This window comes from Runella zeae DSM 19591 (assembly GCF_000423565.1).
Lineage (GTDB): Bacteria > Bacteroidota > Bacteroidia > Cytophagales > Spirosomataceae > Runella > Runella zeae.
Genome location: NZ_KE384041.1, coordinates 120,204 through 145,410 on the forward strand (window position 1 = coordinate 120,204; position 25,207 = coordinate 145,410).

A 25,207-nucleotide genomic window follows, 5' to 3' on the forward strand; every position below is an offset into this window, starting at 1 on the left:
CCTAAATGCCCCTGTTAATATTGCGCTATTAATTTTAACCATTAATAGCCATGAAATTTTCTTTCGATGAACTGCCACAGGCGGTTTACCAACTCCACCAAGAAGTAAAAGAGCTAAAAGCCTTGTTGCTTCAAAAGTCGCAACCCGAAGAGCCAGAACGCTGGTTTGACTTATCCGAGCTTTGTGATTACCTACCCGACAAAGCTAAAAAGCCTACTATATATGGATGGGTACATAGCGGGGTTATACCAGTACATAAGCGAGGGAAAAAACTTTATTTTCTAAAGTCTGAAATAGACCTTTGGTTGAAGGAAGGCCGTAAAAAGACGTATGCAGAAACCGCTGCCGAGGCTGATAATTACATTATAAAACGGAAAAAATAAGGGCTGATTATGGAAACAACACCACACCACAGCCCTGAGATTTTGAAGGAATCTGGAGCTAAAGATACGAAAAAAAATGTAATTATTCCTGATAATTTTAACCTCAATGAGCTAGGGGAAAGACACCCTCAACCGCAGTCGATAGAAAAACCGTTGCCTAATGTTGAGAAAATAGATTACGATTTTTTGCCAGAAGGGTTGAAGGATTGGATAAAAGATATTTCTTATCGAACACAGACCCCCCCTGATTTTGCTTTTGCAACAGTTGTTACTTTAACCAGTGGATTAATAGGGGCGCGTATAAGTATTAGACCAAAACAATACGACGATTGGACTGTCATACCTAATCTTTGGGGTATGTTGATTGGTTCGCCTTCTATGTTAAAAAGTCCTATTATTAATGAGGTGTCTAAACCTATTAAGTTTTTGGAGCAAAATGCAAATGAAGCCTACAAAGCAGAATGTAAAAGAGTTGAAAATGCTACTGAAATACATAAAGTAAAGAAAGAAAATCTGAAGGCTAAATTAAAAAGAGGCCAATCTGACCTATCTGAACTTGAGGCTTTACTGAATGAAGAACAGCCAATGCCCATTCAAAAAAGATATTTAGCCAATGATGCTACCATTGAGAAATTAGGTATTATCCTAAATGATAATCCTACTGGTATTACTATTATTAGAGATGAATTAGCTGGTTTATTAGCTTCGTGGGAACGTTCAGGCCATGAACAAGACAGAGCATTTTATTTGGAAGCATGGAACGGAATGGGTTCGTTTCAAGTGGATAGGGTTGGGCGTCCCTCACTTTCAATACCAAACCTGTGTCTTTCTATATTTGGTGGTATCCAACCGTCAAAACTTGCAGGGTATTTTCAAAATTTAATTAACAGTTATGGTAATGATGGAATGATTCAGCGTTTTCAAATCGCTGTATATCCTGACCGTTTAAACAACTGGAATTACGTGGATTCATATCCTGAGGAAGTAGCAAGAAAAAAAGCATATAGAATCTTTGAGCAATTAGCGAATTTTGACCCTAACGATTTGGTTTCAAAAGATGAATATGTCCGCATCCCTTATATAAAATTTACTTATGAGGCTCAACCCCTATTTAAAAATTGGCTAGAACAATTAGAAGAAAAATTAAGAAGCGAAGAACTGCCCAACTTAATAGAAGAGCATTTGGGTAAATATCGCTCATTAGTACCGTCATTGGCACTAATTTTTCACTTAATCGACTACGCTTCATTGACCGCTGATGATTCATCTAATATTGAATTATGCAAACAAGGGGTTTCGCTAAAAGCTTTGCAAAAAGCAATAAAATATGCCTCATATTTAGAGAGTCATGCCTATCGGATATACGCAGAAATTGGTAATAGTGGACAACAGGCCGTTTATCAATTAAGTAAAAAAATAGCCGAAGGCATTTTACCTACTACTTTTACGGTTCGCGAAATACAGAGAAAAGGGTGGTATTTATTGACTGATAACGCTACAATAAATGACGCTGTTAAAACGCTTGTTGCTTTAGATTGGTTGACGGAAATCAAATCAGAGCCAACAGGAGGACGCCCCCCTGCCCCGCAGTATATTGTGAATCCCCGAACAAAAGATTTTTACAAAAAGGCGTAGTTATCGTACCGACTAAACCGACAAAAGTACTTTAGTCAGTTTAGTCGGTTCAATAAAGTACACATTTAAGAGAAATATAGCCATGAGTATATTAGATAGAGCTGTTAGTATTTTTGCTAACTACAATACCCCTCACAACCCTAAAACAGTTACAATAAGGCAGTTTTTGACTTCAACAAAATATCGAGACAAAGTAGAATATATCAGAGCATTAAAAACCAAACCTGAGAGAGATATAATAAAGGCAACTTTGCCAGCAATTACCCCAAGTGGTGTTTTTACATATCGAGCTTCTAAGAATTTAGTAGAGCATAGTGGTTTAATTTGTCTTGATATAGACTATAAAGGAAATGAGTCAATAGGCAATTTTGATGATTTAAAAGAGCAACTTGTCAAGATACCTAATATCGCTTTTTGTATAAAGTCAGTGTCGGGTATGGGATATGCTGTGGGTATCCCGATACGATACCCTGATAAACACGTGTTACATTTTGAAGCTCTAAAAAAGATATTTTTACAGTACCTTGAAATTAATATTGATGCGGCTTGCCGCGATGTTACAAGGCTAAGAGGATATACCTATGATGATAGTGTATATTTGAACGATAAAGCAGTACCATTTGAAGGGCTTGATACTCCTATACTCCACACACCTAAGCAAGTATTAATTCAATATGATTGGAATAAATTTGACCCTCTTCAAGTATGCCATAAAATAATTAAGAATAGTGTTGATGGTGAAAGACACAATAACCTGTTAAAAGCTTCAAAATTAGCAGGTGGATATATTGCATCAGGTTTATTAGATGAAGACAAAGCAATAGTAGCGTTAAACGAGTACAATCAAATATACAATCAGGCAAGCCATAAGCCAACTTATAAGCCTTTAAAAACGATTTGCGATGGTATAGAATATGGCAAACAGACCCCCATACCTCCATCTAAAAGTAGCTCTTTTTTTGAGCCAATACCTTATCCCCACCAATGGAACGAACTCCCCCCAAAGGACTATGTACCCACATGGAAAGAATATACTCCCCAAAGTTTAGGATTGAAGGAAGCAACTACGCCCCCTCTCACCGAAAAAGATTTAATTGAACTTTTAAGCGGTAAAACCTAATAAAACCTAAGTTTTTATTGTTCTAAAAAGCCCTTTCCTGAGCTGTAGAAGATTTTAACACGGTCAATACACGCGTGTATGACATCGGAAAAGTCATGTAAATAGTTATCTCTTTTTTCAAGCTATGAGGAAACCCAAAGGTTTGGTACACAACAGGGGGAGGGGGTAGGTAAAAGTCTATCTGTTTTTGTTTTTCTACCCGATGCCCTGCCATAGAAACACGTTGGCAAAAATGACATAGGGGGGGATAGTTTGCAACTTTCCTTTAATAATAAGTAAATCAGGTGCTTATGATTGGTGGAGCAACTAAAAAAAGCCCTAAAAATGCCTCAAAACCGAACAAAAACGGATTGATTAGGGGATAGCTACCAACAAAGAGAAAACGCGCTAAAACGCTCTTTGGGGCAGGTTGTGAAACTTTGTAATGATTAGACGTAGTAAGCTACAATAAGTAACACAGGGGGAGGCTATATACTACCCCCTTTTGTTGTTTTTGCCTTTTTATCTCCCCCAAAAAAAGATTATACTTGCACATTCTCCCCCTTTGGGATAAAGAGAAAATGATAAAATTTAAAAATCTTAGTGTAAGATTAATCAATGTCGATAGAACACAAAAAACAACTAGAACAGCAACTTTGGAACATTGCTAACACCCTACGGGGCAAAATGAATGCCGATGAGTTTAGGGATTATATTCTTGGATTCATTTTCTATAAATACTTATCGGAACGAATGCACCTCTTTGCCAATGAGATTTTGGAGCAAGACAGCATGACGTATGATGAAATAGACGAAACCACCGAAGAAGGACAAGAATATTTAGAAGCTATCAAAGAAGAAGCTTTGGAGCAATTGGGGTTTTTCTTGAAACCTGATGAACTATTTCACAAAATAGCCGAACGAGGAAAAGCCCAAACCGATAACTTTATTTTGGATGATTTGAGCAATATCCTTACCAATATCGAACAAAGTACGATGGGTTCGGATAGTGAGGAGGATTTTAACAAACTCTTTGAAGACCTCGACCTGACATCAACCAAACTAGGACGCACCGAAGCCGCCAAAAACGAGGTTATTACTAAAGTACTTTCGCACTTAGACGCGATTGATTTTGAATTACAAAACACCGAGGCCGATGTATTGGGCGATGCCTATGAATATCTAATTGGACAGTTTGCCAGTGGTGCAGGGAAGAAAGCAGGAGAATTTTACACCCCTCAGCAGGTATCTACTATTTTGGCAAAAATCGTGACGACGGGCAAAACAAAGATAAAGTCAGCCTATGACCCTACTTGCGGTTCGGGTTCGTTGTTGTTGAGGTTGCAAAAAGAGGCCGAAGTTTCTAATTTCTACGGGCAAGAACTCAACCGTACCACCTACAATTTGGCGCGGATGAACATGATTATGCACGGGGTACACTACAAAAAGTTTGACATACGCCAAGATGATACCCTCGAACACCCCCAACATTTAGACCTTCGTTTTGAGGCAATTGTAGCAAATCCCCCCTTTTCTGCTATTTGGTCAGCCAATCCGCTACACATGAGCGACGACCGTTTTAGCCAATACGGGAAACTTGCCCCAAGTTCTAAGGCTGATTTTGCCTTTGTGCAACACATGATACACCACTTGGCCGACAATGGCACAATGGCCGTAGTAGTACCTCACGGGGTACTGTTTAGAGGAGGAGCAGAGGGACACATACGCCAATACCTGATTGAAGACCGTAATTATTTGGATGCTGTGGTAGGACTCCCCGCCAATATCTTTTACGGTACGTCTATCCCTACCTGTATTTTGGTACTGAAAAAATGCCGCGAAAACCCCGAAGATGTTTTGTTTATTGATGCTAGCCAGCACTTTGAGAAGGCCAAAAATCAAAACTACCTACGGGATACCGACATTGAAAAAATAGTAAGTACCTACCGCAACCGTACCGAGGAGGAAAAATACAGCCATAAAGCAAGCCTGAGCGACATCCGAGCCAACGACTACAATCTAAACATCCCGCGTTATGTTGATACCTTTGAAGCCGAAAGCACAATAGATATAAATCTCATTGCGGCACAATTGAAAAGCTTAGAGGCCGATATAGCTGATACAGATAAAACCATTGCCGATTTTTGTAAAGAACTCAACATTTCAACCCCGTTTTAAGCCGATGGAAAAGCAAAAAAATGTACCTGACTTGCGTTTTCCTGAATTTGTGGGAGAGTGGAAAGTTAAGACTTTAGGTGATTTCTTTATTGAAAGAAACGAATTAACCGATGAACAACTTCCTTTATATAGTTTAACTATTGAAAATGGAGTTGTACCAAAAACTGAAAGATATGAAAGGAGTTATTTGGTCAATGATTTAGAGGATGCCTATAAAGTAATGCAAAAGGACGATTTTGCATTTAATCCAATGAATTTAAGATTTGGTGCTTTGGCAAAACTAAAGTATGATGGTAAAGTATTGGTATCAAAGTATTACAATATTTTCTATTGTAATGATACTGCAAATGCTGGATTTATGGAGGCATATTTAACCAGTTATAATATGCTTCTTTATTACAATAAAATGGCTTCGGGTAGTTTAATCGAGAAAAAGCGAGTTCACTATTTAGATTTTATTAAATTTAAAAAAAGGCTTCCCACCCTCCCCGAACAAACCAAAATAGCCAATTTCCTAACCGCGATAGATACCAAAATCCAACAACTCACCCAAAAGAAGACCCTACTGGAAGAGTACAAAAAAGGCGTAATGCAGCAGCTTTTTAGCCAAAAAATACGCTTTAAAGATGAAAATGGAAAGGATTATCCTGATTGGGAGGAGAAAAGATTAGGGGATATTGCAAGGTTTTCAAAAGGGAAAGGAATATCTAAAAGTGATATTGTTGAGAATGGAGCTACTGAATGTATTCGATACGGTGAATTGTATACTCGTTATGGTGAGGTAATAAATGAGGTGTATTCAAAAACTAACGCAAATACTAAAGAATTGGTTTTTAGTGAAGCTAATGATGTTATTATTCCTGCTTCTGGAGAAACACAAATAGATATTGCAACGGCCTCTTGCGTAATTAAGTCAGGAATTGCGCTGGGAGGTGATTTGAACATCATTAAGACTAAAAATAATGGTGTTTTCCTTTCATACTACTTGAACAACGTTAAAAAAATGGATATTGCTGTCCTTGCCCAAGGTATATCAGTTGTTCATTTGTACTCAAGCCAGCTAGCATTATTAAGTTTAAAACTTCCTTCAATAGCTGAACAAAATAAGATTACTGATTTTTTAAACTCAGTTGAGGTTAAAATACAATCTATCAATAAGCAAATAGAACAAACCCAAGCCTACAAAAAGGGGCTATTACAGCAAATGTTTATTTAAACCCTGCCATTTTGAAATGACCACACAGCCCGAGCAATTACTAGAAGATAACCTAATCAAACAACTCACCACAGATTTAGGCTACACCTACGTAACTATCCAAGATGAGGCCGCGCTATTGGCAAACCTCAAAGTACAGTTAGAAAAACACAACAACCTCAAACTAACCGAAAAGGAGTTTGGGCAGGTACTCAACCACCTCAACAAAGGTAACATCTTTGAACGCGCCAAGATACTCCGCGATAAGATGCAACTTACCTTAGAAAACGGGCAAAGTGTGTACATTGAGTTTCTGAACATGGATTTTTGGTGTAGGAATCAATACCAAGTTACGCGCCAAGTCACTAATAAAAGCGGTACATACCAAAACCGCTATGATGTAACGCTACTTATCAACGGGCTGCCACTGGTACAGATAGAACTCAAAAAAAGAGGGCTGGAACTCAAAGAAGCATTTAACCAAATCAACCGTTACCAAAAACATTCTTTTGGGGCGTCCTATGGGTTGTTTCAGTATGTCCAACTCTTTGTTATTAGCAACGGGGTCAATACCAAATACTACGCCAACAACCCCAAACAATCATTCAAACAAACCTTCTATTGGTCAGACCCCCAAAACAAACCCATACGCCAGTTAGAAGCCTTTGCCACTGCATTTTTGGAAGCGTGCCACCTCTCCAAAATGCTCACCCGCTACACGGTATTGCATGAGACTTGGCAAATCTTGATGGTCATGCGTCCGTATCAGTACTACGCCACCGAGACAATCATAGAACGCGTCAAAAACACCAACAAAAACGGGTATATATGGCACACTACGGGTTCGGGCAAAACATTGACCTCATTTAAAGCCAGTCAGATATTAGCCACTTTGCCACAAGTACACAAAGTGGTTTTTGTGGTAGATAGAAAAGATTTAGACTACCAAACCCAAAAAGAATTTGATAGCTTTTCAAAAGGTAGTGTAGATGCCACCGAGTACACGGGTGATTTGGTAAAGAAATTTACGGATGATACCAAAGTAATAGTAACCACGATTCAGAAACTATCCAACGCTATCAACAAGCAGCACCACCTCAAACACATGGAAGCGTTGAGAGACAAACGGATGGTATTTATTTTTGATGAATGTCACCGTAGCCAGTTTGGTAAAACCCACAACCAAATAAAAGCCTTCTTTGGCAATACTCAACTTTTTGGGTTTACAGGTACACCGATTTTTGCGGACAATGCCATAAAAAACGAACACGGCAAACGTACCACCAAGGAGCTTTTTGATGAGTGCCTACACAAGTACGTAATAACGGATGCTATCAGAGACGAAAATGTTTTAAAGTTTTCGGTCGAATACGTAGGGCGTTATCGTCGCAAAGACGACACCCGCACCGAGATAGACATAGAAGTAGAAGACATTGACACCAAAGAGCTGATGGAGTCCCCGCAAAGACTCGAAAAGATTGTAGATTATATATTAGCCAATCACGAACGCAAAACGCATAACAAAGAATTTTCGGCGATGTTTTGCGTAAGCAATGTTGAGACCCTTATCAAATACTATCAACTCTTTAAAGCTAAGAAAGAAGCAGGTAAACATAATTTAAGGATAGGGACGATTTTCTCTTATACTGCCAACGAAGACGACAAAGACGCAAACGGGATGCTACCCGATGAAGATTTGGGAAGTGAAGGAAGCGCACCCGTAAACAAACACTCACGCGAAATGCTGGATAGCTTTATAGCCGATTACAATCAAATGTACGGCACAAAGTACTCCACCAAAGACACCCAGGATTTTTATAACTACTACAAAGACATTGCCAAGCGACTCAAAGAACGGGAAAAGGAAGGAAGCAAAGAAAGTGACCGCTTAGATATTTTGTTGGTTGTGAATATGTTTTTAACGGGTTTTGATGCCAAAAAACTCAATACGTTGTATGTTGACAAAAACCTCAAATATCATGGACTGATACAAGCCTATTCGCGCACCAACCGTATTTTAAATGAAAAGAAGTCACAGGGCAATGTGGTTTGTTTTCGCAACCTCAAAACCGCCACCGACGACGCTATTACGCTTTTTTCAAACAAAGATGCCATAGAGGTAATTATCATGCAGCCCTACGAAGACTATGTAAAGAAGTTTGACGAGGCGTATGATAAATTAAAGCAATTAGCCCCGACAGTTGACAGTGTGGACGAACTGCCAAGCGAAGACGAAGAACTGGAATTTGTGAAGGCATTTAGGGAACTGATGAGAATCAAAAATATCATGTCCACCTTTACCGACTTCACCTTTGATGGCTTACAGATGGAGGAGCAGGATTTTGAAGACTACAAAAGCAAGTATTTAGACCTACATGATAAAGTAAAGACCAGCACACAAAAAGAATCAGTATCTATCCTAAACGACGTTGATTTTGAATTAGAGCTTATTCACCGCGACGAAATAAACGTAGCATACATACTTAGGTTGTTGGCAAAACTAAAAACCCTCTCACCTGCCGAAGAAGCCAAGCAGCGTAAAGAGATTATGGATATACTTTCAGGAGAGGTACAGCTACGAAGCAAACGCGGTTTGATAGAGAAGTTTATCAATGAAAACCTACCCGCTATCGAAGACCCTGATGATGTAAAGTTAGTATTTGAAGATTTTTGGGAAACCGAACGCCAAAAGGGTTTTGAAACACTTTGGAGAGAAGAAAAGTTAGACCCTGTCAAACTGCAAGAGGTGATAGGAGAGTATTTGTTTTCAGGCAATAAGCCGCTGAGAAACGAAGTAGTTAAAATAATGGAAGTTCAGCCAAAGACACTGCAAAGAAAATCGATTGGTGAACGCATTGTAGAAAAGATACTAAGCTACGTTGATACTTTTGTAAGTGGTATGCAGGGGTAGAGCCAAAGAAGAGAGAAAAATAATAAAAGCAGGTAATTTACAGGTGTAAGAACCAGAGAAACGGACATAGAACATAAAAAAACGTACTTGTAAAACAGGTGTTAAAGTATAGTTTGGTTGTTACAAGAAAGGTGTATTTTCTTAAGTTTATGTTGGTTTTGTATCCTATTTGTACCTATTTTTTGTAAGTGTCTGATTTTCAATGTTAATTACTTTTTGTATCGGAAAGTAAGTGCTAATGCAAGGTTAATCGTTAACAAAAGATATGATTGTTAGGAAAACGCTTTCGCTAAAATCAATTTATGAGTTTACGGGGCATCATCTTACGTGGCTCACGGGATGGATGTTGCTGGTTACTTCTATGTATTATTTTACAGATTGGACGTTTATCACTTTGCCTTGGTTGCCGCTTTCTCTCATTGGTACGGCGGTGGCATTTTATGTAGGCTTCAAAAACAACCAGTCTTATGATAGAATTTGGGAAGCGAGAAAGATATGGGGCGCAATGACAAACAACAGTAGAAAGTTGGCTACTATGATCAAACACTTCCGCTCAGAAGACAGCCCTTCAGACTTTAGCACGGAAGTCAGAAAACAGATTGTTTATCGTCATATTGCTTATTTATACCAATTGCGCGAACAGCTCTTGAAGCCTACTCAATGGGAACATGTAAGTTTGAGTTGGGTTTTTGGAAGTTTTAATCAGATTCGACGGGATAAATTCTTTCATGATTTCAAAGAAGAGCTAGATGAAATAGCCCGTAATAATTATCTTTCAAAAGAAGAAAAAAATAGCCTAGAAGGATTCAACAATAAAGCAACGCAACTATTAGATAAGCAAACGCAACAAGTGCAATGGCTTTACGAAAAAAGAGCCATCAATATGATGCAGCAAACGACTTTACAAGAGGTATTAAATAGCTTTTATGACGAGCAGGGAAAGGCCGAACGAATCAAAAACTTCCCTTTTCCTCGAAAATACGCCACTTTTAGTTTTGTGTTTGTTTGCATCTTTGTTTTTTTACTTCCGTTTGGTATTGTGGGTGAATTTAGAAAATTAGGAGATGCCTATTCATGGTTGAGTGTACCAGTGGGGGTGATTATAGGGTGGATTTATGTAGTGATGGAGATGATTGGTGACTATTCCGAAAATCCCTTCGAAGGCTTGCATAATGACACTCCGATGCTGACCATCTGCCGAACTATTGAGATTGATATGCTTCAGATAATAGGCGACCCAAACATCCCGAAGCCTATCCAACCCAAAAACCATGTGTTGCTTTGATTCGCTAGATTATCCTCTAAAACTATTGGCCCTCTTCGTGAGGGCTTTTTCGTTTTTAGCAAAAAATGATGTGATTATCGGCCTCGTTTTGTATTTTCATAGCCGCAAAAGAAAGAGCCGTTCCTAAGCCTATTATTCCTTATTAGAGCCAAACCTTTCTGTAATACATCCTAATCCCCTCGTTTTTATGCATCAAATAGTTTATTCTACCAGTGTTTTTCTTCATCACTTTCAAAAAAATCAAATGAAGTTAGTTTTTTCATTGTTAATGCTAGGTTTGATGCAAGTCGGTCTAGCACAAGCCCCAAAAATCAATGCAGATTCGGTGTATATCCGTAAAAATTACATCAAAATGGAACGTATGATTCCAATGCGGGATGGGGTAAAGCTATTTACATCTATTTATGTTCCAAAAGAAGTAGCTAATGGGAAAAAATTTCCGATTATGCTCAATCGTACTCCCTACAGTGTGGCACCCTACGGGGATACTTTATACAAAACATCTTTGGGTCCTTCAATGCTTTTTGCCCGTGATGGGTATATTTTTGTGTATCAGGATGTGCGTGGCAAATACATGTCAGAGGGAGATTTTGAAGCTTATCGCCCTTTTATTTCTAAAAAGAAAAATGCAACCGACAACGACGAAAGTTCAGATGCCTATGATACCATCGATTGGCTTATCAAAAACATAGAAGGCAACAACGGCCGCGTGGGTACGTGGGGGATTTCGGCACCGGGTTATTATACAACCATGACGACCATTGAATCGCATCCAGCTTTGAAGGCAGCTTCTCCACAAGCCCCTGTCACCGATTGGTTTATAGGCGACGATCGCCATCACAATGGCGCCTTTTTCTTGATGGGGACTTTTTCGTTTATTTCTTCTTACGGAGCACCTCGGCCAGTTCCCTCTCCTAGAGGGCGTCCGGGGTATTCGGCTTATGGTACACCAGATGGGTATGAGTTTTATATGAAACTAGGTCCTTTAAAAAATGTAAACGAGAAAATCTTTAAAGGTGAAAATCGCATCTGGAATCAGTTGATGGAAAATGAAACCTACAACGAGTTTTGGCAATCTCGCACGCCTGTTCCGCACCTTAAAAACGTAAAACCTGCCGTAATGGTAGTAGGAGGATGGTTTGACCAAGAGGATTTGTATGGGCCGCTGAAAGCTTATGAAGGCATCGAAAAAAACAGCCCTTCATCTTCTAATCGTTTAGTGATGGGGCCGTGGATTCATGGAGGCTGGGCGCGTGGCAAAGGCGAGTCATTAGGTCATATTCGTTTTGGATCGGCTACGAGTGAGTTTTACCAAAAAAATATTGAATTGCCATTTTTTAACCATCACCTAAAAGATACTCCTGACCCGCAATTGCCCGAAGCTTATATTTTTGAGACGGGTGCCAACGAATGGCGTACTTATGACCAATGGCCACCTAAAAATTCGGTGGAGAAAAAATTGTATTTTCATGCAGATGGCAAGTTGTCGTTTAATTCCCCCGCTTCAAAAGGCAAAGAACCTGCTTACAATGAATATACCAGCGACCCTTCCAAACCCGTTCCTTATACATCTGAGATTCGGGTGATTAGGGGAAGTGATTTTATGTATGAAGACCAGCGTTTTGCGTCGCAGCGCCCTGATGTGCTGGTGTATGAGTCGGACGTTTTGACCGAAGATGTGACCATTTCGGGAAATGTATTTGCTGATTTGTTTGTGTCAACGACCGGAACAGATGCCGATTTTGTGGTAAAACTGATTGATGTCTATCCCGGCAATGCCCCCAACGACAGCCCCGAAAATCCCCGCAAAGCTATGGGAGGATTTCAATTGCTAGTTCGTGGTGAAGTGATGCGTGCCAAATTCAGGAATAGCTTCACAACGCCCGAACCTATGAAACCTGGCAAAATAGAACACGTGAAGTTTGATATGCAAGACGCGGCGCACCGTTTCAAAAAAGGTCATAAAATAATGGTGCAGGTGCAGAGTACGTGGTTTCCGTTGGTAGATCGCAATCCCCAAAAATTTGTCAATATTTATAAAGCCGACGCCAGCGACTTTCAGAAAGCAGTACATAAAGTTTTTTGTTCTGGCAATGCTTCTTCTTACGTAGGCGTGCGTGTAGTAGAGTAGTATAAACTGTTGTGCTTGTATGCTTTGCGTCGGAGACGCAATACCAAATTTGCCCCAAATTATAGTTTGGGGCAAGTTATGGTCAAACTTTAACTTATTTGACTACAAACCTTGAGCTTCTATTTGGCCGTCCTTCGCCTTAGCTGTTACGCCCTCTAATCTTGGGGGTGACTCATGTTGTTTTTTCTCCTAAATTCGGTATCTCTATTAATTGTTTGAATTTCGCAAGTATCCGTTTGATTCAGGCAAACAGATAGGCGCTCTAATCGTGTACTTTTGTGACATTAAAAAGCACCGCCGAGCATGCAGGATGTGCTTTTTAGGAATGTCTCACAAATACTTTTGTTTGTTTTTTATAATGAATCAAAATCAAATGAGGTATATCGTAAGACTTGTTGAATCTATTGAACACAAAATCATACAATTACCATGAAATACAATTTGTTAGGAAATACGGGACTTAAAGTCTCAGAGTTGTGCCTCGGAACAATGACTTTTGGCGGAAAAGGAATGTGGACTGCCATCGGAATGCTCCCCCAAGATGAAGTGGATGCTTTGGTGAAAAAATCGGTAGATGCTGGGATTAATTTTATCGATACTGCCAATGTCTATAGCGAAGGACTCAGCGAAAAAATGACTGGAGCGGCCATTCGCAATCTAGGACTACACCGTGACGAACTCGTTATTGCTACCAAAGTCCGGGGGAAAATGGGCGCGGGAGTCAATGAATCGGGCTTGAGTCGCAAGCATATCTTACAACAGGTCGATGAAAGTCTTCAACGCCTTCAGTTGGATTACATTGATTTGTATCAAATTCACGGGTATGACCCTCTTACGCCGCTCGAAGAGACCCTCGCCGCCCTCGATAGTGTAGTAAGCAGCGGAAAGGTGCGTTATATTGGATGTAGCAATTTGGCGGCTTGGCATATCATGAAAGCCTTGGGGATTTCGGAGCAAAAACAATTCGCTAAATTTATCTCTCTACAAGCTTATTATACAATAGCAGGCCGGGATTTAGAACGGGAAATTGTCCCGCTTTTACAAGATCAAAAAGTAGGTTTGATGGTTTGGAGTCCATTGGCAGGAGGGCTGCTAAGTGGTAAATATGGACGCCACGAAACACCAGAAAATGCGCGCCGTGCCAATTTCGACTTCCCGCCAGTCAATAAAGAAAAAGCTTATGACATCATAGATGTGATGCAAATCATCGCCACTCAAAAGGGTGTTTCGGTTGCACAGATTGCATTGGCGTGGCTTTTACACCAGTCAGTGGTGACGAGTGTCATCATTGGAGCCAAAAATACCACTCAATTGGACGATAATCTAAAGGCCACAGAAGTGCAGCTTACAGCAGATGAGCTTGCTCAGTTGGACGAAATTAGCAAACTAGCTCCCGAATATCCCGCTTGGATGATTGAGCGTCAAAGCACCGACCGTAAGGTATAAAGATTAATTAGTTAACCTAGTTTGTAGCATGCTGCCGTATCTTTACCAAAACTATTCTTGGTAACGATACGGCTAGCTTTCTGTAGAAGCCTTAATTTATTTTTGTTATCAAAAATGTACCGTCATGTCAAAAACCGAAACGCTAGAGGATTTTTATCGGCAAAAGCTCAACGAAACACCCCCTAATTTGTCGCAGGATTTAGGACATTTCAATGCTTTTCGACTCGAAGACTATCATAAAGTCGGAAAAGCACCTATACAATATGCGCGACGTGATTATTACAAAATATCATTGATTCGGGGGCATTTTGTGTATCACTATGCCGACAAAAGTTTGGAGGTGGAGGGAACAACGCTGTTGTTTTTCAATCCGCAAGTCCCCTACACGATGCAGCCTCTTGATGATACGCGCAGTGGTTTTTTTTGTATTTTCAGAGAGGAGTTTTTTAGTGAATACATGCGCAATAACCTCCGCGAACTGCCCATGTACGCCGTTGGAGGAAAGCCTGCCTATCCGCTCAACGAGACGCAAGATAAAAATGTGGCTCAGGTTTTTGAAAAAATGCTAGAGGAGCTGCAATCCGACTATCGTTTTAAGTACGATTTAATTCGAAATTATATCATGGAAATGGTTCATTATGCGTTGAAAATGCAGCCTTCCGAAAGACTATACCAAAACATTGATGCCAATACGCGGCTTACCAATGTGTTTACAGAATTGCTTGAAAGACAGTTTCCGATAGAATCGCCCTCGCAAAAGTTTTCGTTGCGGTCGGCCAAAGACTTTGCTAGTCAGCTCAATGTCCACGTCAATCATCTCAATCGCGCCATCAAGCTAAGTACGGGCAAAACTACTACCGGACATATCGCGGAGCGTTTAGCGAGCGAAGCCAAAGCCCTTCTCAAACATACCGATTGGAATATCTCTCAGATAAGTTACTGTTTGGGTTTTGAAGAACCCGCGCACTTTAACCACTTTTTCAAAAAACAAACTAACCTGACTCCTACAGCGTTTAGGAATTAAAAACCACGCTAATAAGCCTAAAAAAACTGAATGAAAATTTTTCAACAACGATTACAACTTAGAGAACGCTCACGAGGGTTTCATCTTATTACGGACGAAGTGCTGAGAGCGTTGCCCCAACTGAGAGAGCTAAAAGTAGGTATGTGTCAAGTTTTTATTCAGCATACTTCTGCTTCGTTGACAATCAACGAAAACGCCGACCCCACCGTTCGCAAAGATTTTGAGATGTATTTTAGTAAAATAGCCCCCGAAAATGACCCCGATTATCGGCATGATTATGAAGGGTCGGATGATATGCCTGCGCATTTGAAGGCATCAATGTTGGGTGCTTCGGTGATGATACCAGTTACTAATGGTCATTTGGCGCTGGGGACTTGGCAAGGTATTTACCTGTGTGAGCACCGCAACTACGGTGGCTCACGTACACTTATGATTACGGCTTGGGGCGAATAGGCCCCCGTTTTATTTACAGTCGCATAAATTGCGCTCTACATAAGTTTTGTTGCCTTTGGCATTGAAGTAATAACACCCCCCACTTCGTCCCACAAAAAGGATGTTGCCTTTGTATACACTGCATTTGGTATCAATGTCGATGCTAGAGTTACGATAATCAAAACGTTTGTTAATAAGTGAGTTACGCACTGAAGATGTAGTACTTGAGAAAAAACGAGTACCGGTTTTTTCTTCGATTTCGGCAACTGTGGTTACAAAACGAAACCAACCAGTATTCTGTAAGGCGTTACTTTTATTAGGAAAATCAACTGCAATAACGGGCGTGTCGGCAGAGAGGTCACTGATACTACCATTTTCTGGTAAAACAACGATGATTTTGTAGATACGAGCCGGAACATTCACTTTGTCATTGATTTTTCGTGCGCTTCCTTTGCTTCCTTCGCCGCTTGTTCCATAAGTACCTGCTGTGATGTAGAGTTTGTATTTTTGCAACGCCAAATCTCTACAAAATTCCTCCAGATAAGCCCACGATTCTCGATTGAGTTCAGGTGCTTGAGGGATGATATTGGTCATCAAGAAAGTACTCGAATTGGTGGTGGGTGAATTGGTTCGGTCGGCTGAAGGACACAAATGCCCACGGTCAAAACCTGTATTGGAGTAGTCGCTGGGGACAATCTTGACCCAGCTTTGGGGCAGATTATCGTCGGGTCTAAAATCATTTTGACGGTCGCTACTTCCGAGCCAATTTCTTGATAACTCCCATGCTACCCAATTGGCATGGCCTTTTGTACGATTATAAGAAAGCGTGTATTGAGGTTTGACAATGAGGTAGTTGTCGGGAGAGGAGTCATTAGCTTGGGTAGGGTTGCCCAAAGCTAAGTGGATGCTATTGGTAGAAGAAACGAAGCTTTTGGGAGCGCAACTTTCAACTAATAATAGTACAAATGCAAAGTATAAAATGCGACGTGCTGTAATCATATAATGCCGAGATTGATTCCCAAAGGTCAGATTTTATTTGTTTTGGTGAAAAAATAAAATTTAAAAAAATAGAGAGACATGCAACCTTCCGCCTCATGGTGGCATCTTATGGTTGTATTTAGTAAATTATCTATTCAACAAAACTCATACAGCGATGAAACGTTTACTTGGCCTAATGTTAGCAGTAGTAGTAGCCACCTCAGGATATGCTCAAAAGGAAGTGCCTGCTTCTGAGATTTTTAGGGCTATTGACCAAAACAAATCAGTACAATACGACGGGATTGTAGTGACAGGAGACTTAGACTTTACGGAGTTGTCGAATCGTAAAGTAAAAAAAGAGAAAAGTGCATGGGCCGAAGTCAAAACGGTGGTAGAAGTACCGGTGGTATTTCGAAACTGTATCTTCAAAGGGGATGTCATTGCCTATAAGCATATTGAAGAAAACGGTCGTCGCAGCAAAGTATTTGTCGTCGAAATTACGGGTGGAGGCACTACTTATTCAGCGGATTTTCGGGAAAATGTAGTATTTGAGAATTGTACTTTCGAAAACGGAAGCGAATTCAAATATTCTACTTTTTCGAAGGAAGCCCGTTTTGGAGGTAGCAAATTTGCGCAGCAAGCTAATTTCAAATATGCTAACTTTCGGAAAGGAACCGATTTTACGGGCATCTCTTTTGGCGATTATGCCAACTTTAAATATGCGGATTTTTCGGCTACAGCTCATTTTGATGAAGTTCGTTTCCGTGATAATGCCGATTTTAAATACGCAAATTTTAGTAATAAAGTGAGCTTTCGCAATGCTCGTTTTCAGCGCAATGCCGATTTCAAATACGCTGACTTTCATAATGGAGTCGCTTTTGAAAAAACAGATTTTGACGGTAGTGTAGATTTTAAATACTCTAATGGCAAACGTTACGTATCCCGTTAAATAACTTCTAAGGGCGATTTGGCCCGTTAAATAAGTCGAACGTTGGTGACTAAGGAAGCACTCGTAATTTTGTGCTTGACTTAATTTCACCAACGTTTTTTCATTTTCTTTAGCACCTGCTTGTTCATTGCAACGATAGGCGTTAGGAGGGCGTAATAAAGGTGGATAAAGATAATTTTTGCATTTTATCCTTATCAATAGGATTTAATTGAGTAATTTTGAAGCTTTTACCTCATTGAGAATTAGAAAATTTTAATGATTAATTTCCAAAAACCCCTGAAAAATAAGCGGTTATTTGTTACTTTCTTCCTATTTGCTGCGTTATTGTTTGCACAAGCTACTTCATTTGCCCAAGTCAATATTACTTTTCCATTATCGCGTATCGTTTTTCAAAGGTCTAATGCCAACACTGCTACCTTCGTCGTTTCTGGTACCTATCAGCAAGGAATCCCCGAAAGGGTAGAGGCGTCTTTGGTACCGATGGCAGCTGGGCAAGGTACCGAAACAAGCTGGCAGCTTTTAGAGGCAAATCCCATTGGAGGTATATTTTCGGGAACAATCACTGGTCAAGGAGGGTGGTATAAGTTGAAGGTGAGGGTAATCAGAAATGGTCAAGTTGCTGAACAAACCGAAACAGAGAGAATTGGAATAGGGGAGGTATTTGTGGTGGCAGGACAGTCCAATGCACGTGGATTACAAAATTACGGTGCTCCTAGTGCCAACGACGACCGCGTCAATTGCTTCAATTTTTTGAATGCTTCTTTTGAAACAAATGAATTACCAGAGCCAAATTTTGCGCATCTCAATTCTGATAGCTACATCGCTCCTTATGGGTATTCGGCTTGGTCTTGGGGTAAATTAGGAGACATGCTCACCAATCGGCTCAATGTACCGGTTTTATTTTTCAATGCGGCTTTGGAAGGTACCACTAGTCGTGCATGGCGCGAAAGTACCACAGGCTGGGCTACTAACCCCTACATTGGAGGTACTTATACCAATCAGCTTCCCTATTCGCAACTCAGGGTTACGATTAAGCAATACGCTTCTTTGACAGGGATTAGGGCTGTGCTTTGGCATCAGGGCGAAGCTGATACGCAGTTTTTTTTGTCAGAAGGAGAAATCGTCTCTAATCTACAGCAAGTGGTGAGTCAAAGTCGCAACGATTCGGGACACGATATAAGTTGGATGATTGCCAAAGTTTCGTATAATGCACGTACTGAATCGGCAGTGATTAATGCCCAAAATAGAGTCATTCAGACCACCCACAATGTTTTTGAAGGGCCTGCCACCGACAACCTGCAAGTACCTCGCCCTGATGGGGTGCATATCCAAGGGCAAGCTTTGTCAACCTTGGCTGAGTTGTGGAACGCTAGCCTGACGCAAGACTTTTTTAACCGTTCGCAGCCCCAAGCCCCTGTACCTATTCCTATAGTCAAAATTGGATGCGCTGACAATGGTCAGGTAAAACTGACGGTGCAAGGAAATTTTTCTTCCTACAGTTGGAACACGGGTTGGAACGAGCACATCTTTAACACTGGCCCTGGTTCTTATCGATTGAAGGCGCGTGATGCCGCTGGAAATTTTTTGTTTTCTCCTACCATCAATATTTCCAACAAAACCTTTGAAGCTTTACCAAAACCCAATCAGCCAACTATCATTGCGAAGAGCAATTTGGTGATTTGTGCCGGAGACAAAGCCGAATTGACGGTTCAGGATGCTTCAGGTTTTCGGTGGAGCAATGGAGCTACTTCACAAAATATATTTATTGGCGACAATCAAGCCTACCGGGTTCAAATCAAAGACCAAAACGGTTGTTGGTCTGATTTTTCAGCGGGGGTTTCGGCGGTAGTGAATCCAGTACCGGAGGTTCCCACGGTCGTAGCCAAAGGCCCTCTTGATTTTTGTGCTGACGCAAGCGTAGAGTTGGAAGTCCAAGGAGCCACTAGCCAGGCCACTAACCGAAGTATAGAGTGGAGTAGTGGTCAAAAAACAGGTACTATTACCGTCAATACCTCTGGACAATATGCAGTGAGAGCGATGAACCAGTACAATTGTTATTCGTCCTATTCTACACCTCTCCGTGTTACGGTGCATCCACTGCCTGCTACGCCTTCTATTGTAGCGAGTGGCCCGTTGCGCTTTTGCGAAGGTGAAACCGTAACTTTATCGGCCAACACTCCTCTTACCACCATCTGGAATGACAAAGTCAGCAGTCAGCAATTAAAAGTTGCTGCTTCGGGGAGCTATCAAGCCCGTACCAGAGATGCTTTGGGATGCACCTCTTTGCCATCGCCCGAAGTAAAGGTAGAGGTAAATCCTATTCCTGCTCCCCCTAAAATTACAAAGTATAGCCCTTTTACGCTTGAGGCAACTGGCGAATACCTCCCCAATATTCAGTTTAAGTGGACTTATGGAGATAAGAATACCATTACTACCGACAATTTATTAAAGGCCGTTGATGCGGGCAAATATTCCGTAACGGCTTTTTATTATATTGATGATGCACATATGTGTGCTTCTCCTGCTTCCGACGATTATCAATATATTTTAGAATCCTCGGTTAGCCAAATCGCTGTTTATCCCAACCCAAGTACGGATGGGGCTTTTTCGGTAGAAAGCCTCAATAATATCGAAAATGCTAATATCTACGTAGTTGATGCTACAGGCAAAGTTATTTTTTACCAGTATTTACCTTCTTTCACCAAATCTCAACCCATCAAAGTAACAGACTTGCCTTCAGGTTTCTATATGTTGAGAATCAATGGTAGCCGTTTTCCGGCTGTAACCCAAAAATTGTGGGTGATACGTTAAAAATCAATAAATCGTTGGCATGAAAATTGACAAAGAATCAATCAGTGTTGGATTGTAGACGTAAAAGATGTTATTTTGCGGGTCAATTTCTGGAATCCACAGGATTACTTATTTTAATCAACTAATAAACAATTAACTTTAACTAAATAACGCGCAAGCAACTATGGCGTTAATCAACAAAATTAGGGAGCGGTCAGGTATTGCAGTTCTCATCATTGCTGTCAGTTTAATTCTCTTTATCGTAGGGGGAGATATTATAGGGCCCAATTCATTGCTAGGTGGAAATAGCCAAAAAGTAGGTGAAATAGCCGGCGAAAACATTGACTACAAAGATTTCCAACAAAAACTTGACCAAGCACGTCAGGCTTTTGAGGCCCAAACTGGTCGTGCTGCTTCTGAAGCCGAACAGCAGTCGCTGCGTGAGCAAGTCTGGAATCAGTACATTGTAGATTATGCCTACAAAAAAGAATACGAAGCGCTAGGTTTGAAAGTGAGCAACGAAGAGCTGATTGACATGGTGCAGGGTAACAACGTAAGCCCTGCGGTTCAGCAATCATTCACTAATCCTCAAACGGGCGTTTTTGACAAAACTTCGGTCATTAGCTATCTCAAAAACCTCAAAAATTTGCCACCTGAACAACAGCAAGCTTGGGCAAACTTTGAAAAGAGTTTAGCAGAAGACCGTCTTCGCCAAAAATATGAAAACCTAGTACGTTTGGGTACTTATGTAACGCGTGCCGAAGCGGAGAAAGAATACCAAGCCCAAGCTACTAAAGCTTCATTGCGCTATTTGTTTGTGCCTTTTTATTCTGTACTTGATACCACTATCAAAGTGACAGATTCTCAATTAGAGGATTATTTGGCCAAGCATAAAGACGAATACAAAGGCTTTAACTCGCGCACTATTCAGTATATTTCGTTTCCTGTGGTACCTACCAAAGAAGATAGCGTAGACTTATACAACAGAATTAAAGAATTGGCACGTGGCTTGGCTACTGCTCCCAATGATTCGACTTACGCCAGAATCAACTCTGATGTACCTACAAAACTTTACTGGTCGCTTTCCGAAATGCCAGACCAATTGAAAGCTGCGGTGAAAGGGTTTATTCCAGGTAGTGTCAATGGACCTTATCGTGAAGGAAATACGTACTTTATTTATAAATATGATGGTACAAAATTAGATACTGCCTACACTGCCAAAGCAAGTCATATCTTGATTCGTCCTGTGGGTACGGGAGATTCGGCCAAAGCCGTGGCTCGTGCCAAAGCGCAAGATTTGTTGAAACAACTACAAGGTGGTGCTAGCTTTGAACAACTAGCCGCTACCAATAGCCAAGACCAAGCTTCGGCCCAGCGTGGTGGTGATTTAGGGTATTTCCGTCAAGGTGCAATGGTGAAACCTTTCAATGATGCCGTTTTTGGAATGAGTGGCACGGGATTGATTGGTCGTTTGATTGAATCTGACTTTGGATTCCATATCATCAAAGTAACCGAGGCCAAAACCAATGTGTTGTATAAAATCGCAGCAATTGGCAAAACGATGACCCCAAGCCAAGCCACTCGCGATGCGATTTATGCGAAAGCTGATCAATTTGCACTAGATTCAAAGTCAAAAGCAGATTTTGATGAAGCCTCAAAGAAAGACAAGTCTTTGCTTGTACAAACCGCAAATCGGATTCCAGAAGGTGCTTCCAACATCAATACAATGCAAAATGCTAGAGAAATCGTTCGGTGGGCTTTCAATGATGATACTAAAATAGATCAAGTATCTCCTGTTTTTGAGACCGACGAACAGTATGTAGTAGCGATTTTGACTGGTAAGTCAGATAAAAATACCCCTAAGGTTGACGATTTCCGTGAAGAATTGACGTTGAAGGTTCGTAATGAGTTGAAGGCTGAGCAAATCGCTAAAAAGTTGTCGTCTATTCAAGCACCTACTTTAGAAGGTATTGCCCAAAAATATGGCGCAGGTGCTTTGGTCGAAACAGCCAACGATATTTCATTGGCGACAGGCTTCCTCACAAGTGCGGGACTTGACCCGATTGCGTTGGGTAGGGGTTTTGGCTTGAAACCAGGTAAAAAATCAAAAGTATTTACCGGTGAGAATGGCGTGTTTATCATGGAGCAAATTAGCAGTACTCCTGCGCCGCCGATTGGGGATTATTCGATGTATAAGGCTAACTTACAATCGAAAAGCTTTCAGGCTAGTTTCCTACTCAATGAAGCTATCCGCGAAAGCGCCAAGATAGTTGACAATCGTGCTAAATTCTTCTAATCAATCAATTAGATTTAGGTTTCCATTATAAAAGCCCTGATGAAAATCAGGGCTTTTCCATTTCTAGAGGTTGTAACTATTAGTTATCAAGAAAAAGTGATTCGCACTATTTTGCTATCTGCGTGGTTAAGTGAATGTAAATATTAAGTGTAGTTTGTAGTTTAGTGTTTATCCAAAACCACAATACCTTCTACGTCATAAATACCGTGTTCGGTACTGAGGCTATAGACTTCAGGCACCGTTCTAGCATTTTGTTGGATATCCACAATTTCGGCAGTCACGTACCTTTCAGAGACTACATCATGCACAAACACCCAATCTTTCTGTTTTAACCGATTTACGGAAGTTTTTCCCAGAAGGGTCAGAATGGGATGATTAGGAGTAACTTCAAGGGCAATCAACCCATTTTGTACCTTACGACTCACCCATGCTTGGCTGTTGGGTTTGATGAGCAAGCGAGTCAGTGAGAATGTACCTTGGTGCTTTTTTACCTGAGTTACTTTACCTTCCTTAATTCCCGAAACTATATCTCCTACTTGGATACTTGCAATCGATTTTTCGGTTCCATCGGCGAGATTGACGAATAATTCGGCAGGAAAGCAAAAATCGTTTGAATCCTCTTCTTCTTTTATACTCTCAGTAGCCAAATCGGGACCTAGTTGACTCAAAACATAGGCCATACAAACCGCAAAGCCGTCGGTCGTTTTGTTGTTGTTTTTGAGGTCTTCTACGTACTTAGCCCATACCTCTTTGGGAGCGAGGGTATTGGGGATACACTGCTGAATCTGCTTAGTAGGAGTACTAAAAACCGCCAATAATCCAAGGCCTTTGGGAGTAGTGCCTTCAGAGATTTTGTACAAAAAGATTTTTCGTTCGCTACCGTCATTGAGAGCTACTGAAAATACGCCGTTGGTAGAAGGCCGTGAAAATAAGAATCCTTTTTCCCTGATGGATGTTTTTTTATCAATGTTTTTAAACGAAATGCCTTTGATGAGGTCATACTCTGAAAGAGTGAGCGCACGTTTTGATTCTTGCCCATATGCACTCAGGCATAGGGCACAGCAAAGGATAAAAATAAACTTCATCTTTAAAGGGGCTTAACTAACAGATTTGGTAAAGGCTTCTTTGAATGCTTTCATTTCGTCCATCGTACCAATACTTACGCGGCACCAATTCTGCTGGTCAAAAGCCCAACTTCTTACACTAACCCCTTCGGCCATCATTTTTTGAACGAGCATTTGCCCTTTTATTTTAATAGGAAACAATACAAAATTGGCGTCGGAAGGCAAATAAGTGTAGTCCATTGACTTCAGGGTCTCATAAAGGAACTTTTTAGACTCTGCGGTATTCTTGATCACCATCTCTTGGAAGGCTTTGTCTTTGAAACTTGCCACCGCCGCCGCCGCCGAAGTAGCGGATACCGTAAAACCTCCAGAACAATATTTTCTGAGTTCTTTCAAAATCTCAGGTTGACCTAGGGCATATCCGATTCTAAGCCCTGCAAAGCCGTGTAGCTTGGATAATGTTCGTAGGATTAAGACATTTTGCCCTTTTTTGATACAATCTACCATGCTGTCGGTAGCAGGGTTTGGTGCATAATCGATGTATGCTTCATCTACCAAAACGGTTGATTTGGGAGATACGGCATCACAAAATGACTTAAGTTTTGCAGAAGGAAGCATGACACCGGTCGGGTTGTTTGGATTACAAACATAAATCATGGCAGTATCTGAACCCACACGCGTAGCCATTGCATCTAAGTCGTACTGATAATCTTTAGTAAGGGCTACTTTTTCAGTGGGCATTTTGGCGCTTTCGTCGCGGGCATCTCTTCCCGAAATATAGCAAGTCTCCGCCATCATGACTTTTCCTTTGGTAGCAGCCATCATTAAGCTAGCCATGAGTAGTTCTGAAGACCCTGCCCCTAGCAGGACTTGGTCGGGAGCTACTCCGTGCATATCTGCAATGGTTTTGCGGAGTTCCATTGTAATAGCACCAGCGTACAAAAATGCTTTAGGGGCAGTTTCGGTGATTGCTTTGATAGCAGAAGCAGAAGGCCCCCAAGGGTTTTCGTTGGACGACAACCTAGCCTTGATTTGAGGTGCTGCTGCTAGCATAGCTTCTTTGGCGAGCTCCATTTCTCGTTCGGCATATACATTAATAATGCCCAGCTGAGAAGTTTGGCTAGCATAGGAGGGGGCTGATTGACCAAAAGTAAGACCTGCGGATGCTAGTAGGCCAGATTTGAGCCAATCACGGCGGTTGATGATAGATGACATTAGGCGAAGATGTAAAGGGTGAATGATTTCTTTTCGGGAAGGAAAAAGGATACTCGCTTGGCAACGACTCATTACTCATTTACATTTAACAAAATTAGAAAAAGATAATTTTTTATGCAATATTTTGTCTATATAAATATATTAAAAAAATAAAAAAAGTCAAACTAATGGCTATTTTGTGGTGATTTTAAAACTA

At 40.8% G+C, this 25,207-nt stretch carries 17 protein-coding genes; 14 read left to right on the forward strand and 3 right to left on the reverse strand.

Features of this window, described 5'->3' with window-relative positions:
- Nucleotides 1–50 precede the first annotated feature (50 nt).
- The 11 genes from G563_RS0127470 (at nucleotide 51) to G563_RS0127525 (ending at nucleotide 15,740) form a co-directional block, all read left to right on the forward strand.
- Entirely contained in the window at nucleotides 51–383 is a 333-nt protein-coding gene (locus tag G563_RS0127470) for a helix-turn-helix domain-containing protein (protein WP_084650993.1), read from the forward strand.
- 9 nt (nucleotides 384–392) lie between these two features.
- Complete coding sequence (locus tag G563_RS0127475; RefSeq protein WP_028668163.1) at nucleotides 393–2,018, forward strand: YfjI family protein; 1,626 nt, start codon at nucleotides 393–395, stop codon at nucleotides 2,016–2,018.
- Between the two features lie 82 nt (nucleotides 2,019–2,100).
- Complete coding sequence (locus G563_RS37295; protein ID WP_051211248.1) at nucleotides 2,101–3,138, forward strand: BT4734/BF3469 family protein; 1,038 nt, start codon at nucleotides 2,101–2,103, stop codon at nucleotides 3,136–3,138.
- A 597-nt stretch (nucleotides 3,139–3,735) separates the two neighbouring features.
- Nucleotides 3,736–5,295: a type I restriction-modification system subunit M gene (locus tag G563_RS0127490; RefSeq protein ID WP_028668165.1), complete on the forward strand. Its 1,560-nt coding sequence runs from the start codon at nucleotides 3,736–3,738 to the stop codon at nucleotides 5,293–5,295.
- Between the two features lie 4 nt (nucleotides 5,296–5,299).
- A complete protein-coding gene (locus tag G563_RS37300; protein ID WP_051211249.1) occupies nucleotides 5,300–6,511 on the forward strand; it encodes a restriction endonuclease subunit S in 1,212 nt (403 codons plus the stop codon).
- 16 nt (nucleotides 6,512–6,527) lie between these two features.
- Nucleotides 6,528–9,401 carry a type I restriction endonuclease subunit R gene (locus G563_RS0127500; protein WP_028668166.1) on the forward strand — a complete coding sequence of 958 codons (2,874 nt, stop codon included), beginning with the start codon at nucleotides 6,528–6,530 and terminating at the stop codon, nucleotides 9,399–9,401.
- 265 nt (nucleotides 9,402–9,666) lie between these two features.
- On the forward strand, nucleotides 9,667–10,686 hold the full coding sequence (locus tag G563_RS0127505; RefSeq protein ID WP_028668167.1) for a bestrophin family protein: 1,020 nt from the start codon (nucleotides 9,667–9,669) through the stop codon (nucleotides 10,684–10,686).
- A 244-nt stretch (nucleotides 10,687–10,930) separates the two neighbouring features.
- Nucleotides 10,931–12,817: a CocE/NonD family hydrolase gene (locus G563_RS0127510; protein WP_028668168.1), complete on the forward strand. Its 1,887-nt coding sequence runs from the start codon at nucleotides 10,931–10,933 to the stop codon at nucleotides 12,815–12,817.
- Between the two features lie 429 nt (nucleotides 12,818–13,246).
- Nucleotides 13,247–14,263 (forward strand): aldo/keto reductase, encoded by a 1,017-nt coding sequence (locus G563_RS0127515; RefSeq protein WP_028668169.1) that lies wholly within the window; start codon nucleotides 13,247–13,249, stop codon nucleotides 14,261–14,263.
- A gap of 124 nt (nucleotides 14,264–14,387) precedes the next feature.
- Nucleotides 14,388–15,287, forward strand: a complete 900-nt coding sequence (locus tag G563_RS0127520; RefSeq protein ID WP_028668170.1) for an AraC family transcriptional regulator — start codon at nucleotides 14,388–14,390, stop codon at nucleotides 15,285–15,287.
- Between the two features lie 30 nt (nucleotides 15,288–15,317).
- On the forward strand, nucleotides 15,318–15,740 hold the full coding sequence (locus tag G563_RS0127525; protein ID WP_028668171.1) for a secondary thiamine-phosphate synthase enzyme YjbQ: 423 nt from the start codon (nucleotides 15,318–15,320) through the stop codon (nucleotides 15,738–15,740).
- A 9-nt stretch (nucleotides 15,741–15,749) separates the two neighbouring features.
- Here the strand turns inward: G563_RS0127525 and G563_RS0127530 are convergent, their stop codons facing one another.
- The gene (locus G563_RS0127530; RefSeq protein ID WP_028668172.1) at nucleotides 15,750–16,718 is read right to left on the reverse strand and encodes a DNA/RNA non-specific endonuclease; all 969 of its coding nucleotides are present in this window, start codon (nucleotides 16,716–16,718) and stop codon (nucleotides 15,750–15,752) included.
- A gap of 154 nt (nucleotides 16,719–16,872) precedes the next feature.
- On the opposite strand from G563_RS0127530, the gene G563_RS0127535 reads away from it, so the two are divergent.
- From G563_RS0127535 to G563_RS0127545, 3 genes are all read left to right on the forward strand, one after another.
- Nucleotides 16,873–17,646, forward strand: coding sequence for a pentapeptide repeat-containing protein (locus G563_RS0127535; RefSeq protein WP_028668173.1), 774 nt, complete (start codon nucleotides 16,873–16,875; stop codon nucleotides 17,644–17,646).
- A 255-nt stretch (nucleotides 17,647–17,901) separates the two neighbouring features.
- The gene (locus G563_RS0127540; RefSeq protein ID WP_028668174.1) at nucleotides 17,902–20,457 is read left to right on the forward strand and encodes a sialate O-acetylesterase; all 2,556 of its coding nucleotides are present in this window, start codon (nucleotides 17,902–17,904) and stop codon (nucleotides 20,455–20,457) included.
- A 163-nt stretch (nucleotides 20,458–20,620) separates the two neighbouring features.
- Nucleotides 20,621–22,732, forward strand: coding sequence for a peptidylprolyl isomerase (locus G563_RS0127545; protein ID WP_028668175.1), 2,112 nt, complete (start codon nucleotides 20,621–20,623; stop codon nucleotides 22,730–22,732).
- Between the two features lie 161 nt (nucleotides 22,733–22,893).
- Here the strand turns inward: G563_RS0127545 and G563_RS0127550 are convergent, their stop codons facing one another.
- Together G563_RS0127550 and G563_RS0127555 are read right to left on the reverse strand one after the other, a co-directional pair.
- On the reverse strand, nucleotides 22,894–23,817 hold the full coding sequence (locus tag G563_RS0127550) for a Hint domain-containing protein (protein ID WP_028668176.1): 924 nt from the start codon (nucleotides 23,815–23,817) through the stop codon (nucleotides 22,894–22,896).
- A gap of 12 nt (nucleotides 23,818–23,829) precedes the next feature.
- Nucleotides 23,830–25,083 (reverse strand): pyridoxal phosphate-dependent aminotransferase, encoded by a 1,254-nt coding sequence (locus tag G563_RS0127555; RefSeq protein ID WP_051211250.1) that lies wholly within the window; start codon nucleotides 25,081–25,083, stop codon nucleotides 23,830–23,832.
- Nucleotides 25,084–25,207 lie beyond the last annotated feature (124 nt).

Bases quoted from the DNA above. Each gene is read 5' to 3' on its own strand.
- G563_RS0127470 (WP_084650993.1), top strand. From the start codon at position 51: ATGAAATTTTCTTTCGATGAACTGCCACAGGCGGTTTACCAACTCCAC.
- G563_RS0127475 (WP_028668163.1), top strand. From the start codon at position 393: ATGGAAACAACACCACACCACAGCCCTGAGATTTTGAAGGAATCTGGA.
- G563_RS37295 (WP_051211248.1), top strand. From the start codon at position 2,101: ATGAGTATATTAGATAGAGCTGTTAGTATTTTTGCTAACTACAATACC.
- G563_RS0127490 (WP_028668165.1), top strand. From the start codon at position 3,736: ATGTCGATAGAACACAAAAAACAACTAGAACAGCAACTTTGGAACATT.
- G563_RS37300 (WP_051211249.1), top strand. From the start codon at position 5,300: ATGGAAAAGCAAAAAAATGTACCTGACTTGCGTTTTCCTGAATTTGTG.
- G563_RS0127500 (WP_028668166.1), top strand. From the start codon at position 6,528: ATGACCACACAGCCCGAGCAATTACTAGAAGATAACCTAATCAAACAA.
- G563_RS0127505 (WP_028668167.1), top strand. From the start codon at position 9,667: ATGATTGTTAGGAAAACGCTTTCGCTAAAATCAATTTATGAGTTTACG.
- G563_RS0127510 (WP_028668168.1), top strand. From the start codon at position 10,931: ATGAAGTTAGTTTTTTCATTGTTAATGCTAGGTTTGATGCAAGTCGGT.
- G563_RS0127515 (WP_028668169.1), top strand. From the start codon at position 13,247: ATGAAATACAATTTGTTAGGAAATACGGGACTTAAAGTCTCAGAGTTG.
- G563_RS0127520 (WP_028668170.1), top strand. From the start codon at position 14,388: ATGTCAAAAACCGAAACGCTAGAGGATTTTTATCGGCAAAAGCTCAAC.
- G563_RS0127525 (WP_028668171.1), top strand. From the start codon at position 15,318: ATGAAAATTTTTCAACAACGATTACAACTTAGAGAACGCTCACGAGGG.
- G563_RS0127530 (WP_028668172.1), bottom strand. From the start codon at position 16,718: ATGATTACAGCACGTCGCATTTTATACTTTGCATTTGTACTATTATTA.
- G563_RS0127535 (WP_028668173.1), top strand. From the start codon at position 16,873: ATGAAACGTTTACTTGGCCTAATGTTAGCAGTAGTAGTAGCCACCTCA.
- G563_RS0127540 (WP_028668174.1), top strand. From the start codon at position 17,902: ATGATTAATTTCCAAAAACCCCTGAAAAATAAGCGGTTATTTGTTACT.
- G563_RS0127545 (WP_028668175.1), top strand. From the start codon at position 20,621: ATGGCGTTAATCAACAAAATTAGGGAGCGGTCAGGTATTGCAGTTCTC.
- G563_RS0127550 (WP_028668176.1), bottom strand. From the start codon at position 23,817: ATGAAGTTTATTTTTATCCTTTGCTGTGCCCTATGCCTGAGTGCATAT.
- G563_RS0127555 (WP_051211250.1), bottom strand. From the start codon at position 25,083: ATGAGTCGTTGCCAAGCGAGTATCCTTTTTCCTTCCCGAAAAGAAATC.